21 protein-coding genes are annotated in these 19,580 nt (G+C 73.2%); 19 read left to right on the top strand and 2 right to left on the bottom strand.

Annotation, left to right across the window (positions count from 1 at the left end):
- Nucleotides 1–55 precede the first annotated feature (55 nt).
- From ACIBBA_RS27255 to ACIBBA_RS27225, 7 genes are all read left to right on the top strand, one after another.
- Nucleotides 56–1,468, top strand: a complete 1,413-nt coding sequence (locus ACIBBA_RS27255; protein ID WP_396700784.1) for an ammonium transporter — start codon at nt 56–58, stop codon at nt 1,466–1,468.
- Between the two features lie 25 nt (nt 1,469–1,493).
- Nucleotides 1,494–1,832: a P-II family nitrogen regulator gene (locus ACIBBA_RS27250; RefSeq protein WP_348651077.1), complete on the top strand. Its 339-nt coding sequence runs from the start codon at nt 1,494–1,496 to the stop codon at nt 1,830–1,832.
- A 10-nt stretch (nt 1,833–1,842) separates the two neighbouring features.
- Complete coding sequence (locus tag ACIBBA_RS27245; protein ID WP_396700782.1) at nt 1,843–4,158, top strand: [protein-PII] uridylyltransferase; 2,316 nt, start codon at nt 1,843–1,845, stop codon at nt 4,156–4,158.
- A gap of 95 nt (nt 4,159–4,253) precedes the next feature.
- Nucleotides 4,254–5,372 (top strand): sensor histidine kinase, encoded by a 1,119-nt coding sequence (locus ACIBBA_RS27240; RefSeq protein WP_396700780.1) that lies wholly within the window; start codon nt 4,254–4,256, stop codon nt 5,370–5,372.
- The gene (locus ACIBBA_RS27235) at nt 5,369–6,022 is read left to right on the top strand and encodes a response regulator (RefSeq protein WP_396700778.1); all 654 of its coding nucleotides are present in this window, start codon (nt 5,369–5,371) and stop codon (nt 6,020–6,022) included. The genes ACIBBA_RS27240 and ACIBBA_RS27235 overlap by 4 nt, the downstream gene beginning before the upstream one ends.
- Before the next feature lie 191 nt (nt 6,023–6,213).
- Complete coding sequence (gene ffh, locus ACIBBA_RS27230; protein WP_396700776.1) at nt 6,214–7,767, top strand: signal recognition particle protein; 1,554 nt, start codon at nt 6,214–6,216, stop codon at nt 7,765–7,767.
- 115 nt (nt 7,768–7,882) lie between these two features.
- A complete protein-coding gene (locus ACIBBA_RS27225; RefSeq protein ID WP_396700774.1) occupies nt 7,883–8,962 on the top strand; it encodes an amidohydrolase family protein in 1,080 nt (359 codons plus the stop codon).
- Nucleotides 8,963–9,098: 136 nt separating this feature from the next.
- Here ACIBBA_RS27225 and ACIBBA_RS27220 read toward each other — a convergent pair whose 3' ends face one another.
- Nucleotides 9,099–9,656, bottom strand: coding sequence for a hypothetical protein (locus ACIBBA_RS27220; RefSeq protein ID WP_396700772.1), 558 nt, complete (start codon nt 9,654–9,656; stop codon nt 9,099–9,101).
- 69 nt (nt 9,657–9,725) lie between these two features.
- On the opposite strand from ACIBBA_RS27220, the gene proS reads away from it, so the two are divergent.
- From proS to ACIBBA_RS27160, 12 genes are all read left to right on the top strand, one after another.
- Nucleotides 9,726–11,132 carry a proline--tRNA ligase gene (gene proS, locus ACIBBA_RS27215; protein WP_350869664.1) on the top strand — a complete coding sequence of 469 codons (1,407 nt, stop codon included), beginning with the start codon at nt 9,726–9,728 and terminating at the stop codon, nt 11,130–11,132.
- A 1-nt stretch (nt 11,133) separates the two neighbouring features.
- A complete protein-coding gene (locus tag ACIBBA_RS27210) occupies nt 11,134–11,802 on the top strand; it encodes a DUF402 domain-containing protein (RefSeq protein WP_396700770.1) in 669 nt (222 codons plus the stop codon).
- A 275-nt stretch (nt 11,803–12,077) separates the two neighbouring features.
- On the top strand, nt 12,078–12,551 hold the full coding sequence (gene rpsP, locus ACIBBA_RS27205) for a 30S ribosomal protein S16 (RefSeq protein WP_396700768.1): 474 nt from the start codon (nt 12,078–12,080) through the stop codon (nt 12,549–12,551).
- A gap of 1 nt (nt 12,552) precedes the next feature.
- On the top strand, nt 12,553–12,786 hold the full coding sequence (locus ACIBBA_RS27200; protein WP_013284588.1) for an RNA-binding protein: 234 nt from the start codon (nt 12,553–12,555) through the stop codon (nt 12,784–12,786).
- On the top strand, nt 12,786–13,355 hold the full coding sequence (gene rimM / locus ACIBBA_RS27195; protein ID WP_396700765.1) for a ribosome maturation factor RimM: 570 nt from the start codon (nt 12,786–12,788) through the stop codon (nt 13,353–13,355). Before ACIBBA_RS27200 ends, rimM begins: the two co-directional genes overlap by 1 nt.
- 28 nt (nt 13,356–13,383) lie before the next feature.
- Nucleotides 13,384–14,157, top strand: a complete 774-nt coding sequence (gene trmD / locus ACIBBA_RS27190; protein WP_357052820.1) for a tRNA (guanosine(37)-N1)-methyltransferase TrmD — start codon at nt 13,384–13,386, stop codon at nt 14,155–14,157.
- 144 nt (nt 14,158–14,301) lie between these two features.
- Complete coding sequence (gene rplS, locus ACIBBA_RS27185; RefSeq protein WP_350869958.1) at nt 14,302–14,658, top strand: 50S ribosomal protein L19; 357 nt, start codon at nt 14,302–14,304, stop codon at nt 14,656–14,658.
- Between the two features lie 184 nt (nt 14,659–14,842).
- Nucleotides 14,843–15,715, top strand: a complete 873-nt coding sequence (lepB, locus tag ACIBBA_RS27180; protein WP_350869674.1) for a signal peptidase I — start codon at nt 14,843–14,845, stop codon at nt 15,713–15,715.
- 10 nt (nt 15,716–15,725) lie between these two features.
- Nucleotides 15,726–16,361, top strand: coding sequence for a signal peptidase I (lepB, locus tag ACIBBA_RS27175; protein WP_350869676.1), 636 nt, complete (start codon nt 15,726–15,728; stop codon nt 16,359–16,361).
- A gap of 147 nt (nt 16,362–16,508) precedes the next feature.
- The gene (locus tag ACIBBA_RS27170) at nt 16,509–17,066 is read left to right on the top strand and encodes an NUDIX hydrolase (protein WP_396700761.1); all 558 of its coding nucleotides are present in this window, start codon (nt 16,509–16,511) and stop codon (nt 17,064–17,066) included.
- Nucleotides 17,060–17,965, top strand: coding sequence for a ribonuclease HII (locus ACIBBA_RS27165; RefSeq protein WP_396700759.1), 906 nt, complete (start codon nt 17,060–17,062; stop codon nt 17,963–17,965). Before ACIBBA_RS27170 ends, ACIBBA_RS27165 begins: the two co-directional genes overlap by 7 nt.
- Nucleotides 17,962–18,285, top strand: a complete 324-nt coding sequence (locus ACIBBA_RS27160) for a DUF2469 domain-containing protein (protein WP_007075222.1) — start codon at nt 17,962–17,964, stop codon at nt 18,283–18,285. The genes ACIBBA_RS27165 and ACIBBA_RS27160 overlap by 4 nt, the downstream gene beginning before the upstream one ends.
- A 112-nt stretch (nt 18,286–18,397) precedes the next feature.
- On the opposite strand, the gene ACIBBA_RS27155 is transcribed toward ACIBBA_RS27160, so the two are convergent.
- Nucleotides 18,398–19,528, bottom strand: coding sequence for a sulfite oxidase (locus tag ACIBBA_RS27155; protein ID WP_396700757.1), 1,131 nt, complete (start codon nt 19,526–19,528; stop codon nt 18,398–18,400).
- Nucleotides 19,529–19,580: the final 52 nt, after the last annotated feature.

Here is a 19,580-nt window from a genome sequence, read left to right as displayed (position 1 = left end):
GGGCGACGCTGCCCCGGAAGCCGCGAAGGAGGGAACTTAACCTTAGGAGGCCAGCGTGCCTGATGCACCGACGATCGACTCCGGCAACACCGTCTGGCTGCTGGTGTCGACCGCGCTCGTGCTCCTCATGACCCCGGGTCTGGCGTTGTTCTACGGCGGTCTGAACCGGGCCAAGGGCGTACTGAACATGATGATGATGAGCTTCACCGCCATCGGGCTCATCACCGTTCTGTGGTGGTTCTACGGCTTCAGCATCGCGTTCGGCAGCGATGTCAACGGCTTCTGGGGCGACCCGGCGGCCTACCTCGGCACCAAGACCTTCCTCGCCGAGACCGATCTCTGGGGCGCGACCGCCGAGAACCCGAGCGGCATCGGCGTTCCGCTCTACGTGTTCATGGCATTCCAGATGGTCTTCGCGGTGATCACCGTCGCGCTGATCAGCGGCGCCATCGCCGACCGGGCCAAGATCGCCGGCTGGCTGCTCTTCGCCTTCGGCTGGGCGACCCTGGTCTACTTCCCGGTCGCGCACTGGGTCTGGGGCGGCGGCATCATCGGCGGCGACATCCACGCGCTGGACTTCGCCGGTGGCACCGCCGTGCACATCAACGCCGGAGCCGCGGCCCTGGCCGTCGCGCTGGTGCTCGGCAAGCGGCTGGGCTGGCCGCGGGAGGGCATGAAGCCGCACAACATCCCGCTGGTCGCGCTCGGCGCCGGCCTGCTCTGGTTCGGCTGGTTCGGGTTCAACGCCGGCTCGGAGCTCACCGTCGACTCGGTCGCCGGGCTGGCCTTCATCAACACCCAGCTGGCCACGGCCGCCGCCGTGCTCGGCTGGATCGCGGTGGAGTGGATCAAGGACAAGAAGCCGACCCTGGTCGGCGCGTCGTCCGGCGCCATCGCCGGCCTGGTGGCCATCACCCCGGCCTGTGGCTTCATCGCGCCCTGGGCGTCGGTGCTGCTGGGTCTGGTCGCCGGCGCGGTCTGCGCGGTCGCGGTGAGCCTGAAGTACAAGCTCGGCTACGACGACTCCCTCGACGTGGTCGGCGTGCACTTCGTCGGCGGCTGGATCGGCTCGCTCTGGCTGGGCCTCTTCGCCACCAACTCGGTCAACGCCGCGATCACCGACGTGGTCGGCGCCTCCGACGGCCTGTTCTACGGCGGCGGGCTCACCCAGCTGGGTCGGCAGGCCCTGGCCGGCCTGATCGTCAGCGTCTGGTCGTTCGGCATCGCCTGGCTGCTCGCCTTCGCCATCGAGAAGACCATCGGCTTCCGGGTCCGCTCCGAGGCCGAGGTCGAGGGCATCGACATCGCCGAACACGCCGAGAGCGGTTACGACCTCTCGCCGGCCGGCGGCGGCAGTGGCGGTGCGTTCGCGATGGCCGGCATCGGCACGCCCGCCGGCACCGTGGCCGGTGGCGCCAAGCCGGCGGAGGAGTCCGCCGAGCCGGTCAGCGAAAAGGTCGCCGGTTAACGTTCCTGTGATGGAGGGGTTGGACATGAAACTGGTGACCGCGGTCATCAAGCCCTACCAGCTGGACGCGGTGAAGGAGGCCCTGCACGCCCTCGGCGTGGCCGGGTTGACCGTCAGCGAGGTCCAGGGGTACGGGCGGCAGAAGGGGCACACCGAGGTCTACCGGGGTGCCGAGTACACGGTCGAGTTCCTGCCCAAGATCCGGGTCGAGGTGCTCACCGACGAGATCGACGTCGAGAAGATCGTCGACGCGATCGTCGGAGCGGCCCGCACCGGAAAGATCGGTGACGGGAAGGTCTGGGTGACCGCCGTCGAGGAGGTCGTCCGGGTCCGCACCGGCGAGCGCGGTCTCGACGCGCTGTAGGAACGCCACGATGACCTCGTTGACCGGGAGGGCCACGCCGGGAACCCCCGCCGGCGTGCGCCCCCCGGTCGGCGGGGTCGTCGCAGTCCCCGGCATCGGCGCGCCGGCCCGACAGGCGCGGGCGGACGGGTACGACGCGTTCCTCGAGCCGTTGCTGCCGCACCGGGACGGGGTGGCGCTGCTCGCCGTCGGCGGGCTCGGTCGTCGGCAGTGCGCCCCCTACGGCGACCTCGACCTGGTGCTGCTGCACGCCGGGGTGCCCGGCATCGATGAGCTGGCCGCCGCGATCTGGTATCCGGTCTGGGACGCCGGCCTGCGGCTCGACCACTCGGTGCGTACCGTCGCCGAGGCGCTCTCGGTGGCCCAGGACGACGTGAAGGTGGCGCTGGGGCTGCTCGACGCCCGGCTGGTCGCCGGCGACCCGGCGCTCGCCGACGCGCTGACCCGCACCGCCGCCGACCACTGGCGGCGCACCGCCGTACGCCAGATCCCGCACCTGCGGGAGATCACCGCCGCCCGCTGGGAGGCCCACGGCGAGCTGGCCTTCCTGCTCGAGGGCGACCTCAAGGAGGCCGCCGGCGGGCTGCGCGACGTGGGCATCCTGCGGGCCATCGCCTCCGCCGGCGTCACCGATGCGCTGCGTCCCGCAGTGCGGGCCGCGCACCTGCGGCTGCTCGACGTCCGCGACGCGCTGCACCAGCAGGTCGGCCGCCGGGTGGACCGGCTGCTCGCCCAGGAGCGCGACGGCGTGGCCGAGCTGCTCGGGCTGGAGGACTCCGACGCGGTGCTGCGCCGGGTGGCGGGCGACGCCCGTACCGTCAGTCACGCCCTGGACGACGCGTTCCGCGCGGCCGCGCGGCTGCGAGGCGGCCGGTCCCGGGTCGGCGCCGGGCCCCCGGTGCGCCGGCCGGTGGCCCGGGACGTGGTGGAGCACGACGGTGAGCTGGTGCTCGCCCGCACGGCGATCGGGGCCCGGCCCGACCCGAGCCTCTCCCTGCGGGTCGCCGCCGCTGCGGCGACCACCCGGTTGCCGATCGCCCGGGCCACCTGCGAATGGTTGGCCGCGTACTGCCCGTCGCTGCCCGCGCCCTGGCCGGCCGAGGCCCGGGCCGCACTGATCACCCTGCTCGGCGCCGGTCCCGGCCTGGTGCCCGCCTGGGAGACCTGCGACCGGTACGGGCTGGTCGACGGCTGGCTGCCGGAGTGGACCCGGATGCGCAGCCTGCCCCAGCACAACCCGGTGCACCGGTTCACCCTCGACCGGCACCTGGTGCAGACCGCCTTCGAGGCCAGCCGGCACACCCGCGACGTGGAACGCCCCGACCTGCTGCTGCTCGGGGCCCTGCTGCACGACGTCGGCAAGGGGCTGCCCGGTGGCGTCGACGTGCCGGCCGGCCGGCACGTTCCCGGCGGTGGCTCGGCCGACCACAGCACGGTCGGCGCCCCGATCGCGGAGGCGGTGGCCAGCCGGATCGGCCTGCCGACCGCCGAGGTCGCGCTGATCGGCCGGCTGGTCCGGCTGCACCTGCTGCTGCCCGACGTGGCCACCCGACGGGATCTGACCGACCCGGTCACCATCTCCGGGGTCGCCGACGCGGTCGGTGATCCGGCCACCCTCGACCTGCTGCACGCCCTGGTCCGGGCGGACGCCGCGGCCACCGGGCCGGCCGCCTGGTCGGACTGGAAGGGCCGGCTCGTCGCCGAGCTGGTCGCCCGGGTCCGCACCGCGCTGGACACCGGGGCGCTGCCCGCCCCGCCCGCGCCCGACCCGGCGCTGCTCGCCGAGCCGCTGCCGGTGGTGCAGCTGAGCGCGGACCGGGTGGCCGTCGCCGCGGCCGATCGGCGCGGCCTGCTCGCCACGGTGGCCGGCTGCCTGGCCCTGCACCGACTCGAGGTGATCTCCGCTGACGCCTCGGCGGTCGACGGGAGGGCCCTCGTCGAGTGCCGGGTGCAGCCCCGCTACGGCCTCGCGCCCGACCCGATCGCGCTCAGCGCCGATCTGCGTCGGGCGGTCGCCGGCGACGTCTCGGTCAACCAGCGGCTGCGTGGCCGGGCCCTGGCGGCCCGCGGGGCGGGTGCCGCGCCCCGGGTGGTCTGGCACCGCGAGGCGGCCACCGACGCGGCGCTGCTGGAGCTGCGCGCGGCCGACGCCGCCGGGCTGCTCTACCGGGTGGCCTGCGCCCTCGACGAGGCCGACGCCGAGGTCCGGGCGGCCCGCATCTCCACCCTCGGCGGCGACGTGGTGGACGCCTTCTACCTGGTCGGTGGTTGGCCGGACGACGCCACCCGGGCGCGCCTGGAGGCCGCGGTCCTCGCCGCCGTCTGACCGGTCCGGGTCGCCGGCGGTACGTTCCCGGTCGTACGGCGAGCGCCGCCCGTCGACGCACGACGACGGCACCCGGCGAGGGCAGAATGACCGCCATGCGCATGAGCAACCACGAGCGGCGGCGGGCGGTCCTCGCCGACACGGCGCTGGCCGTGGCCCTGCTCGGGTTCGCGCTGCTGGCGACGGGACTGGCCGGGGAGAACCAGCCGGGCTCGGCCCCGGTGGACCTCTGGTGCCGCCTGCTGATCGCCGTGGCCGCGCTGGCCCTGGCCGGGCGGCGGCTGGCCCCGCTCGGCACGCTGGCCGTGGTCACTGTGGCGGTCACGACGTACCTGGTGCTCGGCTACCCGTACGGACCGGTGCTGGTGACGTTCCTGATCGCGGTCTACACCGTGGCGGTCCGGCTGCCGGTGCGCTCGGCCACCCCCGCGGCCGGGCTGGCGCTGGTGGCGCTGCTGGTCCACGCGTTCCTCTCCCGGGGGCCGGAGTCGGGCTGGTACGGCGTGCTGCCCGCGTCGGCCTGGGTGGTCGTCCCGTTCGCGGTGGGGGTGGCGGTGCGGACCAGCCGGGAGACGGTGGCCCGGACCCGGGCCGAGCAGGCCCGCCGGCAGGCCGACGAGGAGCGGTTGCGCATCGCCCAGGAGGTGCACGACGTGGTGGGGCACGGGCTGGCCGCGATCAGCATGCAGGCCGAGATCGCGCTGCACCTGCTGCCGAAGCGCCCCGAGCAGGCCGAGGCGGCGCTGACCGCGATCAGCCGCTCCAGCCGGGAGGCCCTCGACGAGCTGCGGGTGACGCTCGGCGCGGTGCGCCGGGGCGGGGGGCGGGAACCGGTGCCGGGGCTGGCCCGGCTGGACGACCTGCGCGAGCGGCTCGCCGACGCTGGCCTGGCGGTGACCGTGCGGGTCGACGGCGAGCCGCGGGAGCTGCCGGCGGCGGTGGACCTGGCGGCGTACCGGGTGGTGCAGGAGGCGCTGACCAACGTGCTGCGCCACGCCGGCGTACGCGCGGCCGAGGTCGCCGTCGGGTACCCGGACGGGGCGGTCACCGTGGAGGTGACCGACCGGGGCGTCGGCGGCGCCGGGGGAGCCGGGCACGGCCTGGCCGGCATGCGGGAGCGGGTCGCGGCGCTCGGCGGCGAGCTGGCCACCGGGGCCCGACCCGGCGGCGGGTTCCGGGTCGCCGCGCGACTGCCGGTGGAGGAGCACCAATGATCAAGGTCCTGATCGCCGACGACCAGGATCTGGTCCGGATCGGGCTGCGCGCCCTGGTGCAGAGCGAGGACGACCTGGAGCTGGCCGGCGAGGCGGCCGACGGTCTGGCGGCCGTCGAGTTGGCCCGTCGGGAGCGCCCGGACGTGATCCTGATGGACGTCCGGATGCCCGGCGTGGACGGCATCGAGGCGACCCGGCGGATCGTCGCCGACCCGGAGCTGACCGAAACCCGGGTGATCGTGCTGACCACCTTCGAGCTGGACGAGTACGTCTTCGACGCGCTGCGGCACGGGGCCAGCGGGTTCCTCACCAAGGACACCCGCCCGGCCGAGCTGCTGCGGGCGATCCGGCTGGTGGCCGAGGGGGAGGCGCTGCTCTCGCCGTCGGTGACCCGCCGGGTGGTGCGCGAGTTCGCCGCGCGGCCGCCCCGGGTGCCCCGACCGCATCCGCGGCTCGGCGCGCTCACCGACCGGGAGCGGGAGGTGGTCGGCCTGGTCGGCGAAGGGCTCAGCAACGCCGAGATCGCCGCCCGGTTGGTGCTCAGCCCGGCCACTGCGCGTACCCATGTCAGCCGGGCGATGATCAAGTTGGGCGCCCGGGACCGGGCCCAGCTGGTCGTCTTCGCATACCAGTCGGGTCTGGTCGCCTGATTCTCGACGGAGCCGCTCCCGCGGCGCCCGCTCCGCCCGCCGGCGCGATCCTGCGGGCCCGCGGCGGCCCGGGGCGAGGGCTGGGCTGGGCCGGAGCGCGGGTGAGCGCGGCGGGCTACCCTAGCGATGGCCGGACTCCACGGAGCCGGCCGCCCTGTGCCCGACGAAACACTGACAAACGGGATGTTCGCGTGTTTGACACCTTGAGTGACCGCCTCTCCGGGATCTTCACCAAGCTCCGCGGCAAGGGCCGGCTCACCGATGCCGACATCGACGCCACCGCGCGCGAGATCCGCCTCGCGCTGCTGGAGGCGGATGTCGCGCTGCCGGTCGTCAAGGGCTTCATCGCCAACGTCAAGGAGCGGGCGCGCAGCGCGGAGGTCTCCCAGGCGCTCAACCCGGCCCAGCAGATCGTCAAGATCGTCAACGAGGAGCTGATCAACGTCCTCGGCGGCGAGGGGCGACGGCTCCAGTTCGCCAAGCAGCCGCCGACGGTGATCATGCTCGCCGGCCTCCAGGGCTCCGGTAAGACCACCCTCGCCGGCAAGCTGGCCCGCTGGCTCAAGACCCAGGGCCACCAGCCGCTGCTGGTCGCCGCCGACCTCCAGCGCCCCAACGCCGTCGGGCAGCTCCAGGTGCTCGGTGGCCGGGCCGGGGTCGAGGTGTACGCCCCGGAGCCCGGCAACGGCGTCGGTGACCCGGTCCGGGTGGCCCGCGCCTCGATCGAGCACGCGAAGCGCGCGGCCCGCGACATCGTCATCGTCGACACCGCCGGCCGGCTCGGTATCGACGCCGAGATGATGCAGCAGGCCGCCGACATCCGCGACGCCGTCCAGCCGGACGAGGTCATCTTCGTCATCGACGCGATGGTCGGTCAGGACGCCGTCCGTACCGCCGAGGCGTTCCGCGACGGCGTCGGCATCAGCGGCGTGGTCCTCTCCAAGCTCGACGGCGACGCCCGCGGTGGTGCCGCGCTCTCCGTCCGCGAGGTCACCGGGCAGCCGATCCTCTTCGCCTCCACCGGCGAGAAGCTGGAGGACTTCGACGTCTTCCACCCCGACCGGATGGCCAGCCGGATCCTCGGCATGGGCGACGTCCTCACTCTGATCGAGCAGGCCGAGCAGGCCTTCGACTCCGATCAGAAGGAGAAGATGACCGCCAAGCTGATGGGCGGCGAGCAGTTCACCCTGGAGGACTTCCTCGACCAGCTCATCGCGGTCCGCCGGATGGGCCCGATCGCCAACGTGCTGGCCATGATGCCCGGCATGGGGCAGATGAAGGACCAGATCGCCGAACTGGACGACAAGCACTTCGACCGGGTCACCGCGATCATCCGCTCCATGACCCCGGGTGAGCGGACCAATCCGAAGATCATCAACGGCTCCCGCCGGGCGCGTATCGCCAACGGCTCCGGGGTCACCGTGATGGACGTCAACCAGCTGCTCAACCGCTTCGCCGACGCGCAGAAGATGATGAAGCAGATGGGCGGCATGATGGGCCTGCCCGGTGGTGGCAGGCGCAAGGCGACCAAGTCGCCGAAGAACAAGCGCAAGGGCACCAAGGGCGGCAACCGGCCGCGCGCCGGCGCCGGGATGGCGGGCGGCTTCCCGGGCGGCATGCCGCAGCTTCCGCCGGGCCTGGACCCGGGTGACCTGGCCGGTGGGCAGGGCCTCCCGCCGGGCTTCAAGCTCCCGAAGATCGACTTCAACAAGCTCGGCAAGGGCGGTGACAACCACCCCCGCTGAACCGCGCCGACGTCGAGCGGCCCCGCCACCGGTCCTGGTGGCGGGGCCGCCGTGGTTCCGGGCCGCGGCCGGGCTGCTCGCGCGCCACAAGGAGTGATCCGGTAGGACTGTGCACGTGGCTCTGCATGTGCGTGGTGTGCTGCTCCCCGACGACGAGGTCCGGGATCTCTGGCTGGTCGGCGACCGGGTGACCTTCGAGCCGGTGCCGGGTGCGCAGACCGTCGCCGACGGCGGCTTCGTGCTCCCCGGGCTGACCGACGCACACTGCCACATCGGCATCGCCCGGGGCGGCGCGCCGATCACCTCCCTCGACCAGGCCCGCGAACTGGCCCGCACCGACCGGGACGCCGGGGTGCTCGCCATCCGCGACGCCGGCTCGCCGTACCCGTATCCGGAGCTCGAGGACGAGCCGGACCTGCCGCGGCTGGCTCGGGCCGGGCGGCACGTCGCCCCGCCGAAGCGCTACCTGCGCGACATCGGGGTGGAGGTCGGCGCCGCCGAGGTGGCCGCCACGGTGGCCGAGCAGGCCCGGGCCGGCAACGGCTGGGTGAAGCTGGTCGGCGACTGGATCGACCGGGGCGTCGGCGACCTCGCGCCGGCCTGGGACGCCGACACCATGACCGCTGCGGTCGAGGCCGCGCACGCCGCCGGGGTACGCGCCGCGGTGCACACCTTCTCCGAGTCCGCCGTGGAGATCATGGTGCGGGCCGGGGTGGACTCGGTGGAGCACGGCACCGGGCTCAGCCTCGACCTGATCGACCTGATGGCCCGGCAGGGCACCGCCCTGATCCCCACGATGATCAATATCCAGACCTTCGGCGGGATCGCCGATCAGGCGCGGGCGAAGTTCCCCGGCTACGCCGATCACATGATCGCCCTGCGCGACCGCTTCCCCGAGGTGGTCCGGTCGGCGTACGAGGCGGGCGTGCCGATCTATGTGGGCACCGACGCCGGCGGGGGCATCGCGCACGGGCTGGCCGCAGAGGAGATGCTGCTGCTGCACGAGCAGGCCGGCATGTCGCCGGTGGACGTGCTTGCCGCCGCCTCCTGGCGTGCCCGGGAGTGGCTCGGCTTCCCCGGCCTGGTCGAGGGCGGCCTCGCCGACCTCGTGGTCTATCCCGAGGACCCGCGCGCCGACCTGCGGGTCGTCCGCACCCCGTCGAGAATCGTCCTCCGCGGCCAGGTCCTCCGCTGACCCCACCCCCGCCTCCCGACCCACCCCGCCCCGACCTCGTTGATCATGAAGTTGTTGCCCTTCACCACGGCGTGTCGCGGCAACAACTTCATGAAGAACCCCGGTCGGCGGGGGCGTGGGGGCGTGGGGTGGGTGGTCAGCGGGCGTCGATGAGGTACTGGGCCTCCACCCAGAAGCGGCCGCCGTCGGTGCCGCCGAAGGCCAGCTCGTGACGGCCCGGAGTCAGCGGCGGGACCAGCGCCCACAGGCCCCAGCAGGAGACCGGAATGGGCCACGGCCAGGTGGTGACGATGTTGTTGAAGAAGCCGCGGACCGGGAACGGCTCGGCCGAGCCCGCGGGCGTCAGGGCCACCGGCACCCCGTCGACCTGTGCGTGGCCGGTCGCGCCCGGGGTGGGCTGCGCCGGGCCGGCGCCCCGGCCCACCTGCCACCACGAGAAGGCGGGGAAGAAGAGCGGTCGCCCCGCCGGCAGCACGCACTGTCGCTGCACCGAGCCGCCGTAGCTGCCGGCGAGGAACCAGACGTCCGCCGGCTGGTGGTGCCCGGCGTGGCGGCCGTACTTGTCGGCGATCGGGTCGGCCGGCCGACGGTGGGCGGCCACCCAGCGCACCCACCTGGCGGCCAGGTCGGCGAGCGCGGGCTGGTCCTGCGGGGGCGGCGCAGCCGCTCCGGGCTGCGGATCGGGGATGGACATGACGGCAGATGTTAGTGATGTCGCGCCCGATCGCGCTGTCCCCGTGGCCGGCGCATAGGATGTGCGGTCATGGCACGCGTGCTCACTCCCCGTGCGGAGGACTTTCCCCGCTGGTACCAGGACCTGATCGCCAAGGCGAAGCTGGCCGACAACGGCCCGGTCCGCGGGACCATGGTCATCCGACCGGCCGGCTACGCCATCTGGGAGCGGATGCAGGCCGAGATGGACGCCCGGATCAAGGCGGCCGGGGCGGAGAACGCGTACTTCCCGCTCTTCATCCCCGAGAGCTACCTCAAGCGCGAGGCGCAGCACGTCGAGGGGTTCTCGCCGGAGCTGGCGGTGGTCACCCACGGTGGCGGCAAGCAGCTCGCCGAGCCGGTCGTGGTGCGCCCCACCAGCGAGACGGTCATCGGCGAGTTCATGGCCAAGTGGATCGACTCCTACCGGGACCTGCCGCTGCTGCTCAACCAGTGGGCGAACGTGGTCCGCTGGGAGCTGCGCCCGCGGATCTTCCTGCGTACCAGTGAGTTCCTCTGGCAGGAGGGGCACACCGCGCACGCCACGCGCGAGGACGCCCGCGCCTACGCCCGGCGGATCCTGCACGAGGCGTACGAGGACCTGATGGTCACCGTGCTCGGCATTCCGGTGGTGGTGGGCCTGAAGACGGCCCGTGAGCGCTTCGCCGGCGCGACCGCGACCTACACCTGCGAAGGCATGATGGGCGACGGCAAGGCCCTCCAGCTCGGCACCAGCCACGAGCTGGGGCAGAACTTCGCCAAGGCGTTCGACATCAGCTACTCCTCCGCCGAGGGCGGCCGGGAGCACGCCTGGACCACCTCCTGGGGCACCTCGACCCGGATGCTCGGCGGCCTGATCATGGCTCACGGCGACGACAACGGCCTGCGGGTGCCGCCCAAGCTGGCCCCGATTCAGGCGTACGTGATGATCGTCAAGGACGGCGAGGGCGTCGGCGAGGCCGCGGCCAAGCTGCGCGACGGCCTGCGCGACGCCGGCGTCCGGGTCGCGCTCGACGACCGGACCGACACCGCGTTCGGCCGCCGGGCCGTCGACGCCGAGCTGCGCGGTTATCCGGTACGCGTCGAGGTCGGTCCCCGTGACCTGGCCGCCGGCAACGCGGTGGTGGTGCGGCGTACGGACGGGTCGAAGACCCCCACGCCGGTCGCCGACGTGGTCGGCGCGGTGCTCGCCGCCCTCGACGCCGACCAGCAGAAGCTGCACGACCAGGCGCTGGCCAACCGCGAGTCGCGGACCGTCGAGGTGGCCACCCTGGCCGAGGCGATCGAGGCCGCCGCGACCGGCTGGGCCCGGGTGCCGTGGTCGGCGGTGGGCGTCGCGGGGGAGGCCGAGGCGAACGGCCAGGGCGTCACCGTGCGCTGTCTGCTGCGGGCCGACGGCTCGGTGCCCGACTCGGAGGACGAGCCGGACCTGGTCGCCATCCTGGCCCGCGCGTACTGAGGTGCGCCCGGGCGATCCCGCCGGACGGTTCGCGCCGGGTCGGCTGATCCTGCACCGCAACGTGCGGCGCGGGCGGATCGGCTGGGTCCGGCCGGGCCGGGTGGTCAGCGACGACGAGCGTGGCCTGCTGATCTGGGTCGCCCGGAACTCGCCGGTGGCCAGCGAGGTCACCGAGGCCGGCCTGGGCATGCGGGCGATACCGTTCGCCGAGTGGATCACCTCGTCCTACCGGCTGGCCCCCGGCCGGTGGGCCGGGCCGGGGTTGTTGAAGTTCCTGCCCACCGGCGCGGCCCACTCGGTCTGGTGGTTCTGGGACGCCGAGGGGCGATTCACCCACTGGTACGTGAACCTGGAGGAGCCGGGTGTCCGCTGGGACGACGGTGACCTGGCCGGGGTGGACATGGTCGACCAGGACCTGGACGTGGTCGTCCAACCGGACCGCAGCTGGCAGTGGAAGGACGAGGAGGAGTTCGTCGAGCGGCTGGCGCACCCGGACGACTACTGGGTGACCGACGAAGCGGCGGTCCGCAGCGAGGGCAAGCGGGTGATCGCCCTCGCCGAGGCCGGCGAGTTCCCGTTCGACGGCACCTGGTGCGACTTCACCCCGCCGGCCGAGTGGACCGTTCCGATGGGGCTGCCGACCGGCTGGGACCGGCCGCCGGTCCGCTGACGCCCCGCTTTTCCCGCCCGCGGGCGTCCCCCGAATGTGCGTCGGGTCACCGACCAAGGGCGGCGCGGGCGGGTTCTGCGCCTCCGGTGTGAGAGATCGGCATCGGATCTGGCAGAATGGGTCGCTGGTATCCGGCGCGCGTCCGGCGCCCTCTAACCCGGGCGCGTCGCCAGTCCACCGAGCAGTCTCCGGCCCAACCCCACTGTGCCGGTCGGCGCTCACCCATGCACACCGCCCTCCCGGGCCGGTGAGATCGCAACAGGAGCGAAACAACTGTGGCCGTAAAGATCCGGCTCCTGCGGATGGGTAAAATCCGCAACCCGCAGTACCGCATCGTCGTCGCCGACTCGCGCACCAAGCGCGACGGCCGGGCGATCGAGTTCGTCGGGATCTACCAGCCGAAGGAAGACCCTTCGGTCATCGAGGTCAAGTCGGAGCGGGTCCAGTACTGGCTGTCCGTCGGCGCGCAGCCGAGCGAGGCGGTGCAGCGGCTGCTGGAGCTGACCGGTGACTGGCAGAAGTTCAAGGGCCTGCCGGCCCCGCCGCCGCTGAAGGTCGCCGCCGAGCGGGCCGACCGCACCGCGGCCTACGAGGCCGAGGCTAAGGCCGCGGCCGGGCTGGCCCCGGAGACCCCGGCCAAGCCGGCCAAGAAGGCCGCCAAGGCCGCCGAGGCTCCGGCCGAGACGCCGAAGACCGAGGCCCCGGCCGAGGCTCCGGCCGCTGTCGCCGACGCCGGTGAGCAGGCCTGACATGCCTCTGCGTCCGGCGTTGGAGCACCTGGTCAAGGGCATCGTCGACCACCCGGACGACGTCCGGGTGCGGATGGTCGATTCCCGTCGGGGCAAGCGGCTGGAAGTCCGCGTGCACCCCGAGGACCTCGGCACGGTGATCGGGCGGTCCGGCCGGACCGCCAAGGCACTGCGCCAGGTGATCGGCTCCATCGGTGGGCGCGGCGTACGCGTCGACATCGTCGACTCGTACTGATGCAGCTCATCGTCGGCAGGATCGGCAAGCCGCACGGCATCCGCGGTGAGGTCACCGTGGAAGTGCGGACCGACGAACCCGAGGCGCGGTTCGCCCCTGGTTCGGTGCTGCGCACCGAACCAGGGGCGAGGCCCAGGGCCGAGCCCACGGTCGAACCGGGGGCCGAGGCGGGCGTGCCGTTCCGGGTTCCGGCCGAGCTGACGGTGGAGACCGTCCGCTGGCACCAGGGTCGGCTGCTGGTGGTGTTCGATGGCGTGCTGGACCGCAACGTCGCCGAGGAGCTGCGCGGCACCCTGCTGGCCGTGGACAGCGCCGACGTGGCCCCGCCGGAGGACCCGGAGGAGTTCCACGACCACCAGCTGGTGGGGCTCTCCGTGGTGACCCGGGACGGCGAGCAGCTGGGCGAGGTGGCCCGGATCGATCACGCACCCGCCTCCGACATGCTGGTGCTGCGCCGCCCCCAGGGGACGACGGCGCTCATCCCGTTCGTCCGGGCGATCGTTCCCGAGGTCGACCTCGCCGGCGGACGCGTGGTCGTCGACCCGCCCGGCGGCCTGCTCGATCTGTAGCGCCCGTAGACCGCTGGAGCACCCCCGCATGCGCGTCGACATCGTGTCGATCTTCCCGGAGTACTTCGCCCCGCTGGAGCTGTCGCTGATCGGCAGGGCCCGGGCCAACGGCACGCTGCGGCTGGCCGTACACGATCTGCGGACCTGGACCCACGACGTGCACCGCACGGTCGACGACACCCCCTACGGCGGCGGGCCGGGCATGGTGATGCGGCCCGAGCCGTGGGGTGAGGCGCTGGACGCCCTCGCGCCGCCGGAGGCGACGCCGCCCCGGCTGCTGGTGCCCTCCCCGGTCGGTGTCCCGTTCACCCAGGCGCTAGCGTACGAGCTCGCGGCCGAGCAGCACCTGCTCTTCGCCTGTGGCCGTTACGAGGGCATCGACCAGCGGGTGCTGGAGCACGCGGCGACCCGGATGCCGGTCACCGAGGTCTCCCTCGGCGACTACGTGCTCTTCGGTGGCGAGGTCGCGGTGCTGGTGATGCTGGAGGCGGTCACCCGGCTGCTGCCCGGCGTGCTCGGCAACGCGGGCTCGCTGGACGAGGAGTCGCACGCCCACGGGCTGCTGGAGGCGCCGGTCTACACCAAGCCGCCGAGCTGGCGGGGGCACGAGGTGCCCGAGGTGCTCCGCTCCGGAGACCACGGGCGGATCGCCCGGTGGCGGCGGGAGGAGGGGCTGCTCCGGACCGCCGTCCGCCGCCCGGACCTGTTGGCCGCGCTGGACCCCGAACGCCTGGACAAACGGGACATCGCCGCGTTGGACCGGGCCGGATTTCAGCTGCCACCGGGGGATGTGGCAAAGTAGAGGGGTTGCCGCAGTCTGCCGCGCCCGTGGCCGGCTGCGAGGATCCTCGACCGGGGTCGGCCCGTCCGACCGCCACCCGGGGATCAGAATCACCCATCCGCGCATCGACTGACGATGCGCCGTGAGCCTTACGAGGACGCAGCGATGAACATCCTGGACGCCCTTGACGCCCAGTCGAAGCGGGTCGACCTTCCCGACTTCCGCGCCGGTGACACCGTGAAGGTGCACGCGCGAGTCGTCGAGGGCAACCGGTCCCGTGTGCAGATCTTCCAGGGCGTCGTCATCCGCCGCCAGGGTGACGGGCTGCGCGAGACCTTCACCGTCCGCAAGATCAGCTTCGGCGTCGGTGTCGAGCGGACCTACCCGCTCAACGGCCCGGGCATCGACCGGATCGAGATCGTGACCCGCGGTGACGTGCGTCGCGCCAAGCTCTACTACCTCCGTGAGCTGCGCGGCAAGAAGGCCAAGATCAAGGAGAAGCGGGAGAAGCAGCCCAGCTGACTTCCCGCTCGCCACGCCGCCCGAGCTGCGCATATGCCGTACCGACCGGTCCGCACTACCCTGGTCGGCACGGGCGCAGCCTGGCACTCACCCCGCGACGCCGCGGGGAGCTGTCCACCGCCGCCCGGGGGGCCTCACCGAGGCTCCCGGGCGGCGGTGTCGTTTCTGCTGATCGGGGAGTGGCGTGGCGCAGACGGTTGACGAGGACGGCACCGTCGACCCGTGGCGCCGGCGGGTGCGCCGCAACCGCCGGCAGATGCCGCTCTGGCAGGAGCTTCCGCTGCTGCTGGTGGTCGCGTTCTGCCTCGCCGTGCTGATCCGCACCTTCCTGCTCCAGGCGTTCTTCATCCCTTCCGGCTCGATGGAGGACACCCTCCTCGTCGGCGACCGGGTACTGGTCAACAAGGTCGTCTACGACGTACGGGATCCGGTGCGCGGCGAGGTGGTGGTCTTCCGGGGCACCGACCGGTGGGCGCCCCAGGTCGACGAGCAGCCCGAGCCGGGCTTCGTGGGCAAGCTCGGCCGGACCGTCGGTGACCTGGTCGGGGTGAGCCGCCCCGGCGAGAAGGACTTCATCAAGCGGGTGATCGGCCTGCCCGGCGACCGGGTGAAGTGCTGCGACGAGCAGGGTCGCGTGACGGTCAACGGCACGCCGCTGGACGAGCCGTACGTCCTGGAGAACTCCCCCCTCGACGTCCCGCCGAACCCCCGGGAGTGCCGGTCACGCCGCTTCGACGAGGTGGTGGTCCCACCCGGTCAGATCTTCGTGATGGGTGACCACCGGCTGGTCTCCCAGGACGCCCGCTGCCAGGGGCCGGTGCCGATCGACAACGTGGTCGGTCGGGCCTTCACGGTGGTCTGGCCGTCGTCACGGTGGAGCTCGCTACCGGTGCCGGAGACCTTCGACAACGTCTCCGGGCCGGGCGTCGCGGCACCGGCCGCCCCGGCCCCGGCCAGACCGACCCCGGAGGGTGGCGTGCTGCTTCTTCTGCCGCTCACGGCCGCGCTGGCCCGTTCTCGCGCGTTCCGGACGGTGACGTCCAGTCGGGCAACGTAGGCTCCTTGGCGTGATTGACGAGCAGACCGACAAACCGCGTAGCTCCTTCTGGAAGGAGCTGCCGATCCTGCTGGGTGTGGCGATTCTGGTCGCGGTGCTGGTGCGCGCCTTCGTCCTGCAGACCTTCTTCATCCCCTCCCCGTCGATGGAGAACACCCTCCAGATCGACGATCGGGTGCTGGTCAACAAGCTGGTCTACGATTTCCGGTCGCCGCACCGCGGCGAGGTCGTCGTCTTCAAGGCGCCGACCGAGTGGAGCGGCAACCCCGACGGCGAGGACTTCATCAAGAGGGTGATCGGCGTCGGCGGGGACCACGTGGTCTGCTGCGACCCGCAGGAGCGGTTGGTGATCAACGGACAACCGCTCGACGAGCCGTACATCTTCTCCATGGACGGCGTGCGGGACAAGCCGGCCGACCAGGAGTTCGACATCACCGTGCCGAAGGGGCGGCTCTGGGTGATGGGCGACCACCGCTCGGCCTCCGGCGACTCGCTGGAGCACTGGCAGCAGTCCGGGCAGAACATCACCAGCGCCACCATCCCCGTGGACGAGGTGGTGGGGCGGGCCTTCACCGTCTTCTGGCCGGTGAGCCGGGCCACCTGGCTGAGCGTGCCGGAACAGTACGACGGCATCCCGAACCCCTAGCGGCACCGGGCGGGCGTGGGCGATCGGCCCCCGGTCTGGCAGGCTGGTGCGGTGAACGTGAGCGCGAGGAGTGAGCTTGCGAGCCCCGCAGTCGCGAGCAACAGCGACGCCGTGAGCGCGAGGAGTGAGCTTGCGAGCCCGGCAGCTGTGAGCGACGGCGATCGTGTCTACACCCCTCGACGCGCGGCGCGGGTGCTGCTCGTCGACGCGGACGGCCGGGTGCTGCTCTTCGCCGGGTTCGACCCGGCCCGTCCCGAGCACCGCTACTGGTTCACTCCGGGTGGCGGGCTGGATCCGGGTGAGTCGCCGGCCGCCGGTGCGGCCCGGGAGTTGGCCGAGGAGACCGGGCTGCGGCTGACCCCCGCCGAGCTGGGTGAGCCGGTCTGGCGGGAGACGGTCGAGTACCCGTTCGACGGCGTGTGGTACCGGCAGGTGCAGGAGTTCTTCCTGGTCCGGGTGCCGTCCTGGGAGGTGGACACCGCGGGCTTCGACGACGTCGAGCAGGCCAGCGTCACCGGCCACCGCTGGTGGCCGGCCGCGGATCTGGCGGCGAGCGGCGAGCGCTACTACCCCGTCGACCTGCCCGCCGTGCTGGCCCGGGCGCTGCCCGCCGCGGCTGGTCCGACCGTGGCTGCTCCGGCCGCCGATGCTCCGGCCGCCGAGGGACCGGCTGGCGTGGCCGGCGAGGGAGGTGCCGGGTGCTGACCCCGCCGCGCACCGTCGTGCGCCGGGAGGCCGGGCTCTACGCGCTGGAGCGGGCGTTGCAGCGGCGTGGGTTCCGCAACGTCGCCGGCGCCGACGAGGCAGGTCGGGGCGCCTGCGCCGGGCCGCTGGTCGCCGCCGCCGCGGTGCTGCCCGAGGGGCGGCGCGGGGAGATCGAGGGGCTCGCCGACTCCAAGCTGCTCACCCCGGCCAGCCGGGAGCGGATCTACGACGAGGTGGTCGACCGGGCCCTGGCGTACGCCGTGGTGGTGATCCCGGCCGAGGAGGTCGACGCGCGGGGGCTGCACGTCTGCAACCTCGCCGCGATGCGCCGGGCCCTGGCCTCGCTCGACACCCGGCCGGACTACGTGCTCACCGACGGCTTCGGCGTGGACGGGCTGGATGTGCCCGGCCTGGCGGTCTGGAAGGGCGACCGGGTGGCCGCCTGCGTCGCGGCGGCCAGCGTGCTGGCCAAGGTCACCCGGGACCGGCTCATGGTGGAGCTGGACGGGACGTTCCCGGCGTACGGCTTCGCCGAGCACAAGGGCTACATCACGCCCGAGCACACCGCCGCGCTGCGGGAGCACGGGCCGTGTCGGGAGCACCGGTTCTCGTACGTGAACGTGGCAAGTGTGTCGGGCCGTGACGGCCGGCCACCGCGGTCCCGTCGGCCCGTCCTGGCGGCCGGCCGGGCGCCCGCCGGAGACGCCCCGGAGACGCTCTTCGGCGACGGCTCGGCGGGGCTGTTCGGCGACGGCCAGACCGGGTCGCCCGGTGGCCCGGACGAGCCGATGGAGCGCTCTTGCGCGCCAGGGAGTACCGTCGGCGTGGCGTTGGGCGAGCAGCCTCGGCCGCCGCTGCCGGTGGGGGAAGATGTGGTCATGGAAGGCGGAGAGCGATGAGCGCGGAAGATCTCGAGAAGTACGAGACCGAGATGGAGCTGCAGCTCTACCGGGAGTACCGCGACATTGTCCGCCAATTCTCCTACGTGGTGGAGACCGAGCGCCGCTTCTACCTGGCCAACCAGGTCGACCTGCACGTACGCAACTCCGACGGCGAGGTCTACTTCGAGGTCGAGATGCACGACGCCTGGGTGTGGGACATGTACCGTCCTGCCCGGTTCGTGAAGAACGTCCGGGTGATGACCTTCAAGGACGTCAACGTCGAGGAGCTGGAGAAGCCCGACATCTCGCTCCCCGCCGACTCCGGCTTCGGCGGCTGACGGCCGCTTCGCCCCGGCGGTCGCGCCGGCCCACCACCGCAGTCGGCGTCCCCACCCGCCCGCGGTCTCCGGCCGGTCGCCACCACATCGGCGGCGCGCGTGCCGCCACCCGTCACTCCGCGATGACGGCCACCTCGACCCGCTGGACCAGGTTGTTGGCGAAGCCGCCCCGGTTCCACGGCTGCTCCACCGGCTGGGTGCGGCCCGACGCGTCGGTCGCCCGCGCACCGAGGACGTACCGGCCCGGCCGCGCGTCCCACTCGTAGCGCCAGCGCCGCCAGGAGAACTCCCCGCCAGCCGGCTCGTCCAGAGTGGCCGGTGCCCAGCTGACGCCGCCGTCCGTGGTCACCTCGACCGAGACGATCGGAGCGTGACCCGACCAGGCCCGGCCGTCCATCGTGCACTGTCCCGGCCGGACCACCCGGGACCGGGACATGAAGTCGGGGAAGCCGGGCGGCCGGACCAGCGCGCGCGGCTCGATCCGGGTCACCGGCACGCCAGGGTCGTCGGCGTCCTGCCGCACCCGGTACGCGACCGCGTTCTGGTAGCCCTGGAACGCCTCGGTGACGACGCTGATCGAGCGGAGCCACTTGACGTGCGCCATCCCGTACCAGCCGGGCACGATCAGCCGCAGCGGGGCGCCGTGCTGCGGCAGCAGGGGCGCGCCGTTCATCTCGTACGCCAGCAGCACCTCCTCGCGCAGCGCGTCGGCGACCGGCAGCGCCCGCTGGTAGTCCTGCTCGACTCCCCGCTCGACGCCGTGGTCGGCACCGGTGAAGACCACGTCGACCGCCTCGGGGGCGATGCCGGCCTCGCGCAGCAGCGGGGCCAGCGGGGTCCCGGTCCACTCCGCGTTCCCCACCGCCTCCACCAACCAGGGCTGGCTCACCGGGCGCGGGTGCAGCAGCGCCCGGCCGTTGCCGGCGCACTCCAGGGTGACCCGCCGGGTGACCCGGGGGCGCTCTCGCAGGTCGGCCAGGCCGAAGGTGCGGGGCCGGTCCACCGCGCCGTCGACGGTCAGCGCGTGCGTCTCCGGGTCCAGCTCCGGGATGTCGTAGTGGATCAACAGATAGTGCAGCCCGGCCGGGGTGACGTCGTAGCGCAGCGCCTCCAGCGGGATGCCGTGGTTGCGCGCGGCCAGGCCCAGTTCCTCGGCGCTGATCCCCTCGTCGGGCTCGGCGAGCCGGGACGGCCCGCTCACCTCGGTCACGGTCGGTCGGCTCAGGTCGTCCACGGTCGTCATGTGATCTCCCCGGTCCCGACGGCGGCGGCGCCACCGTGCCCGCCGTCCAGCC

Origin of the sequence: Micromonospora sp. NPDC051006, assembly GCF_044456245.1 — a bacterium.
Classification (GTDB): Bacteria; Actinomycetota; Actinomycetes; order Mycobacteriales; family Micromonosporaceae; genus Micromonospora.
This window is presented reverse-complemented; position numbering and strand designations above follow the sequence as displayed.

Bases quoted from the DNA above. Each gene is read 5' to 3' on its own strand.
- ACIBBA_RS27235 (WP_396700778.1), top strand. From the start codon at position 5,369: ATGATCAAGGTCCTGATCGCCGACGACCAGGATCTGGTCCGGATCGGG.
- ACIBBA_RS27220 (WP_396700772.1), bottom strand. From the start codon at position 9,656: ATGTCCATCCCCGATCCGCAGCCCGGAGCGGCTGCGCCGCCCCCGCAG.
- ACIBBA_RS27250 (WP_348651077.1), top strand. From the start codon at position 1,494: ATGAAACTGGTGACCGCGGTCATCAAGCCCTACCAGCTGGACGCGGTG.
- trmD (WP_357052820.1), top strand. From the start codon at position 13,384: ATGCGCGTCGACATCGTGTCGATCTTCCCGGAGTACTTCGCCCCGCTG.
- proS (WP_350869664.1), top strand. From the start codon at position 9,726: ATGGCACGCGTGCTCACTCCCCGTGCGGAGGACTTTCCCCGCTGGTAC.
- ACIBBA_RS27240 (WP_396700780.1), top strand. From the start codon at position 4,254: ATGCGCATGAGCAACCACGAGCGGCGGCGGGCGGTCCTCGCCGACACG.
- rimM (WP_396700765.1), top strand. From the start codon at position 12,786: ATGCAGCTCATCGTCGGCAGGATCGGCAAGCCGCACGGCATCCGCGGT.
- ACIBBA_RS27200 (WP_013284588.1), top strand. From the start codon at position 12,553: ATGCCTCTGCGTCCGGCGTTGGAGCACCTGGTCAAGGGCATCGTCGAC.
- ACIBBA_RS27160 (WP_007075222.1), top strand. From the start codon at position 17,962: ATGAGCGCGGAAGATCTCGAGAAGTACGAGACCGAGATGGAGCTGCAG.
- rplS (WP_350869958.1), top strand. From the start codon at position 14,302: ATGAACATCCTGGACGCCCTTGACGCCCAGTCGAAGCGGGTCGACCTT.
- ACIBBA_RS27155 (WP_396700757.1), bottom strand. From the start codon at position 19,528: ATGACGACCGTGGACGACCTGAGCCGACCGACCGTGACCGAGGTGAGC.
- ACIBBA_RS27245 (WP_396700782.1), top strand. From the start codon at position 1,843: ATGACCTCGTTGACCGGGAGGGCCACGCCGGGAACCCCCGCCGGCGTG.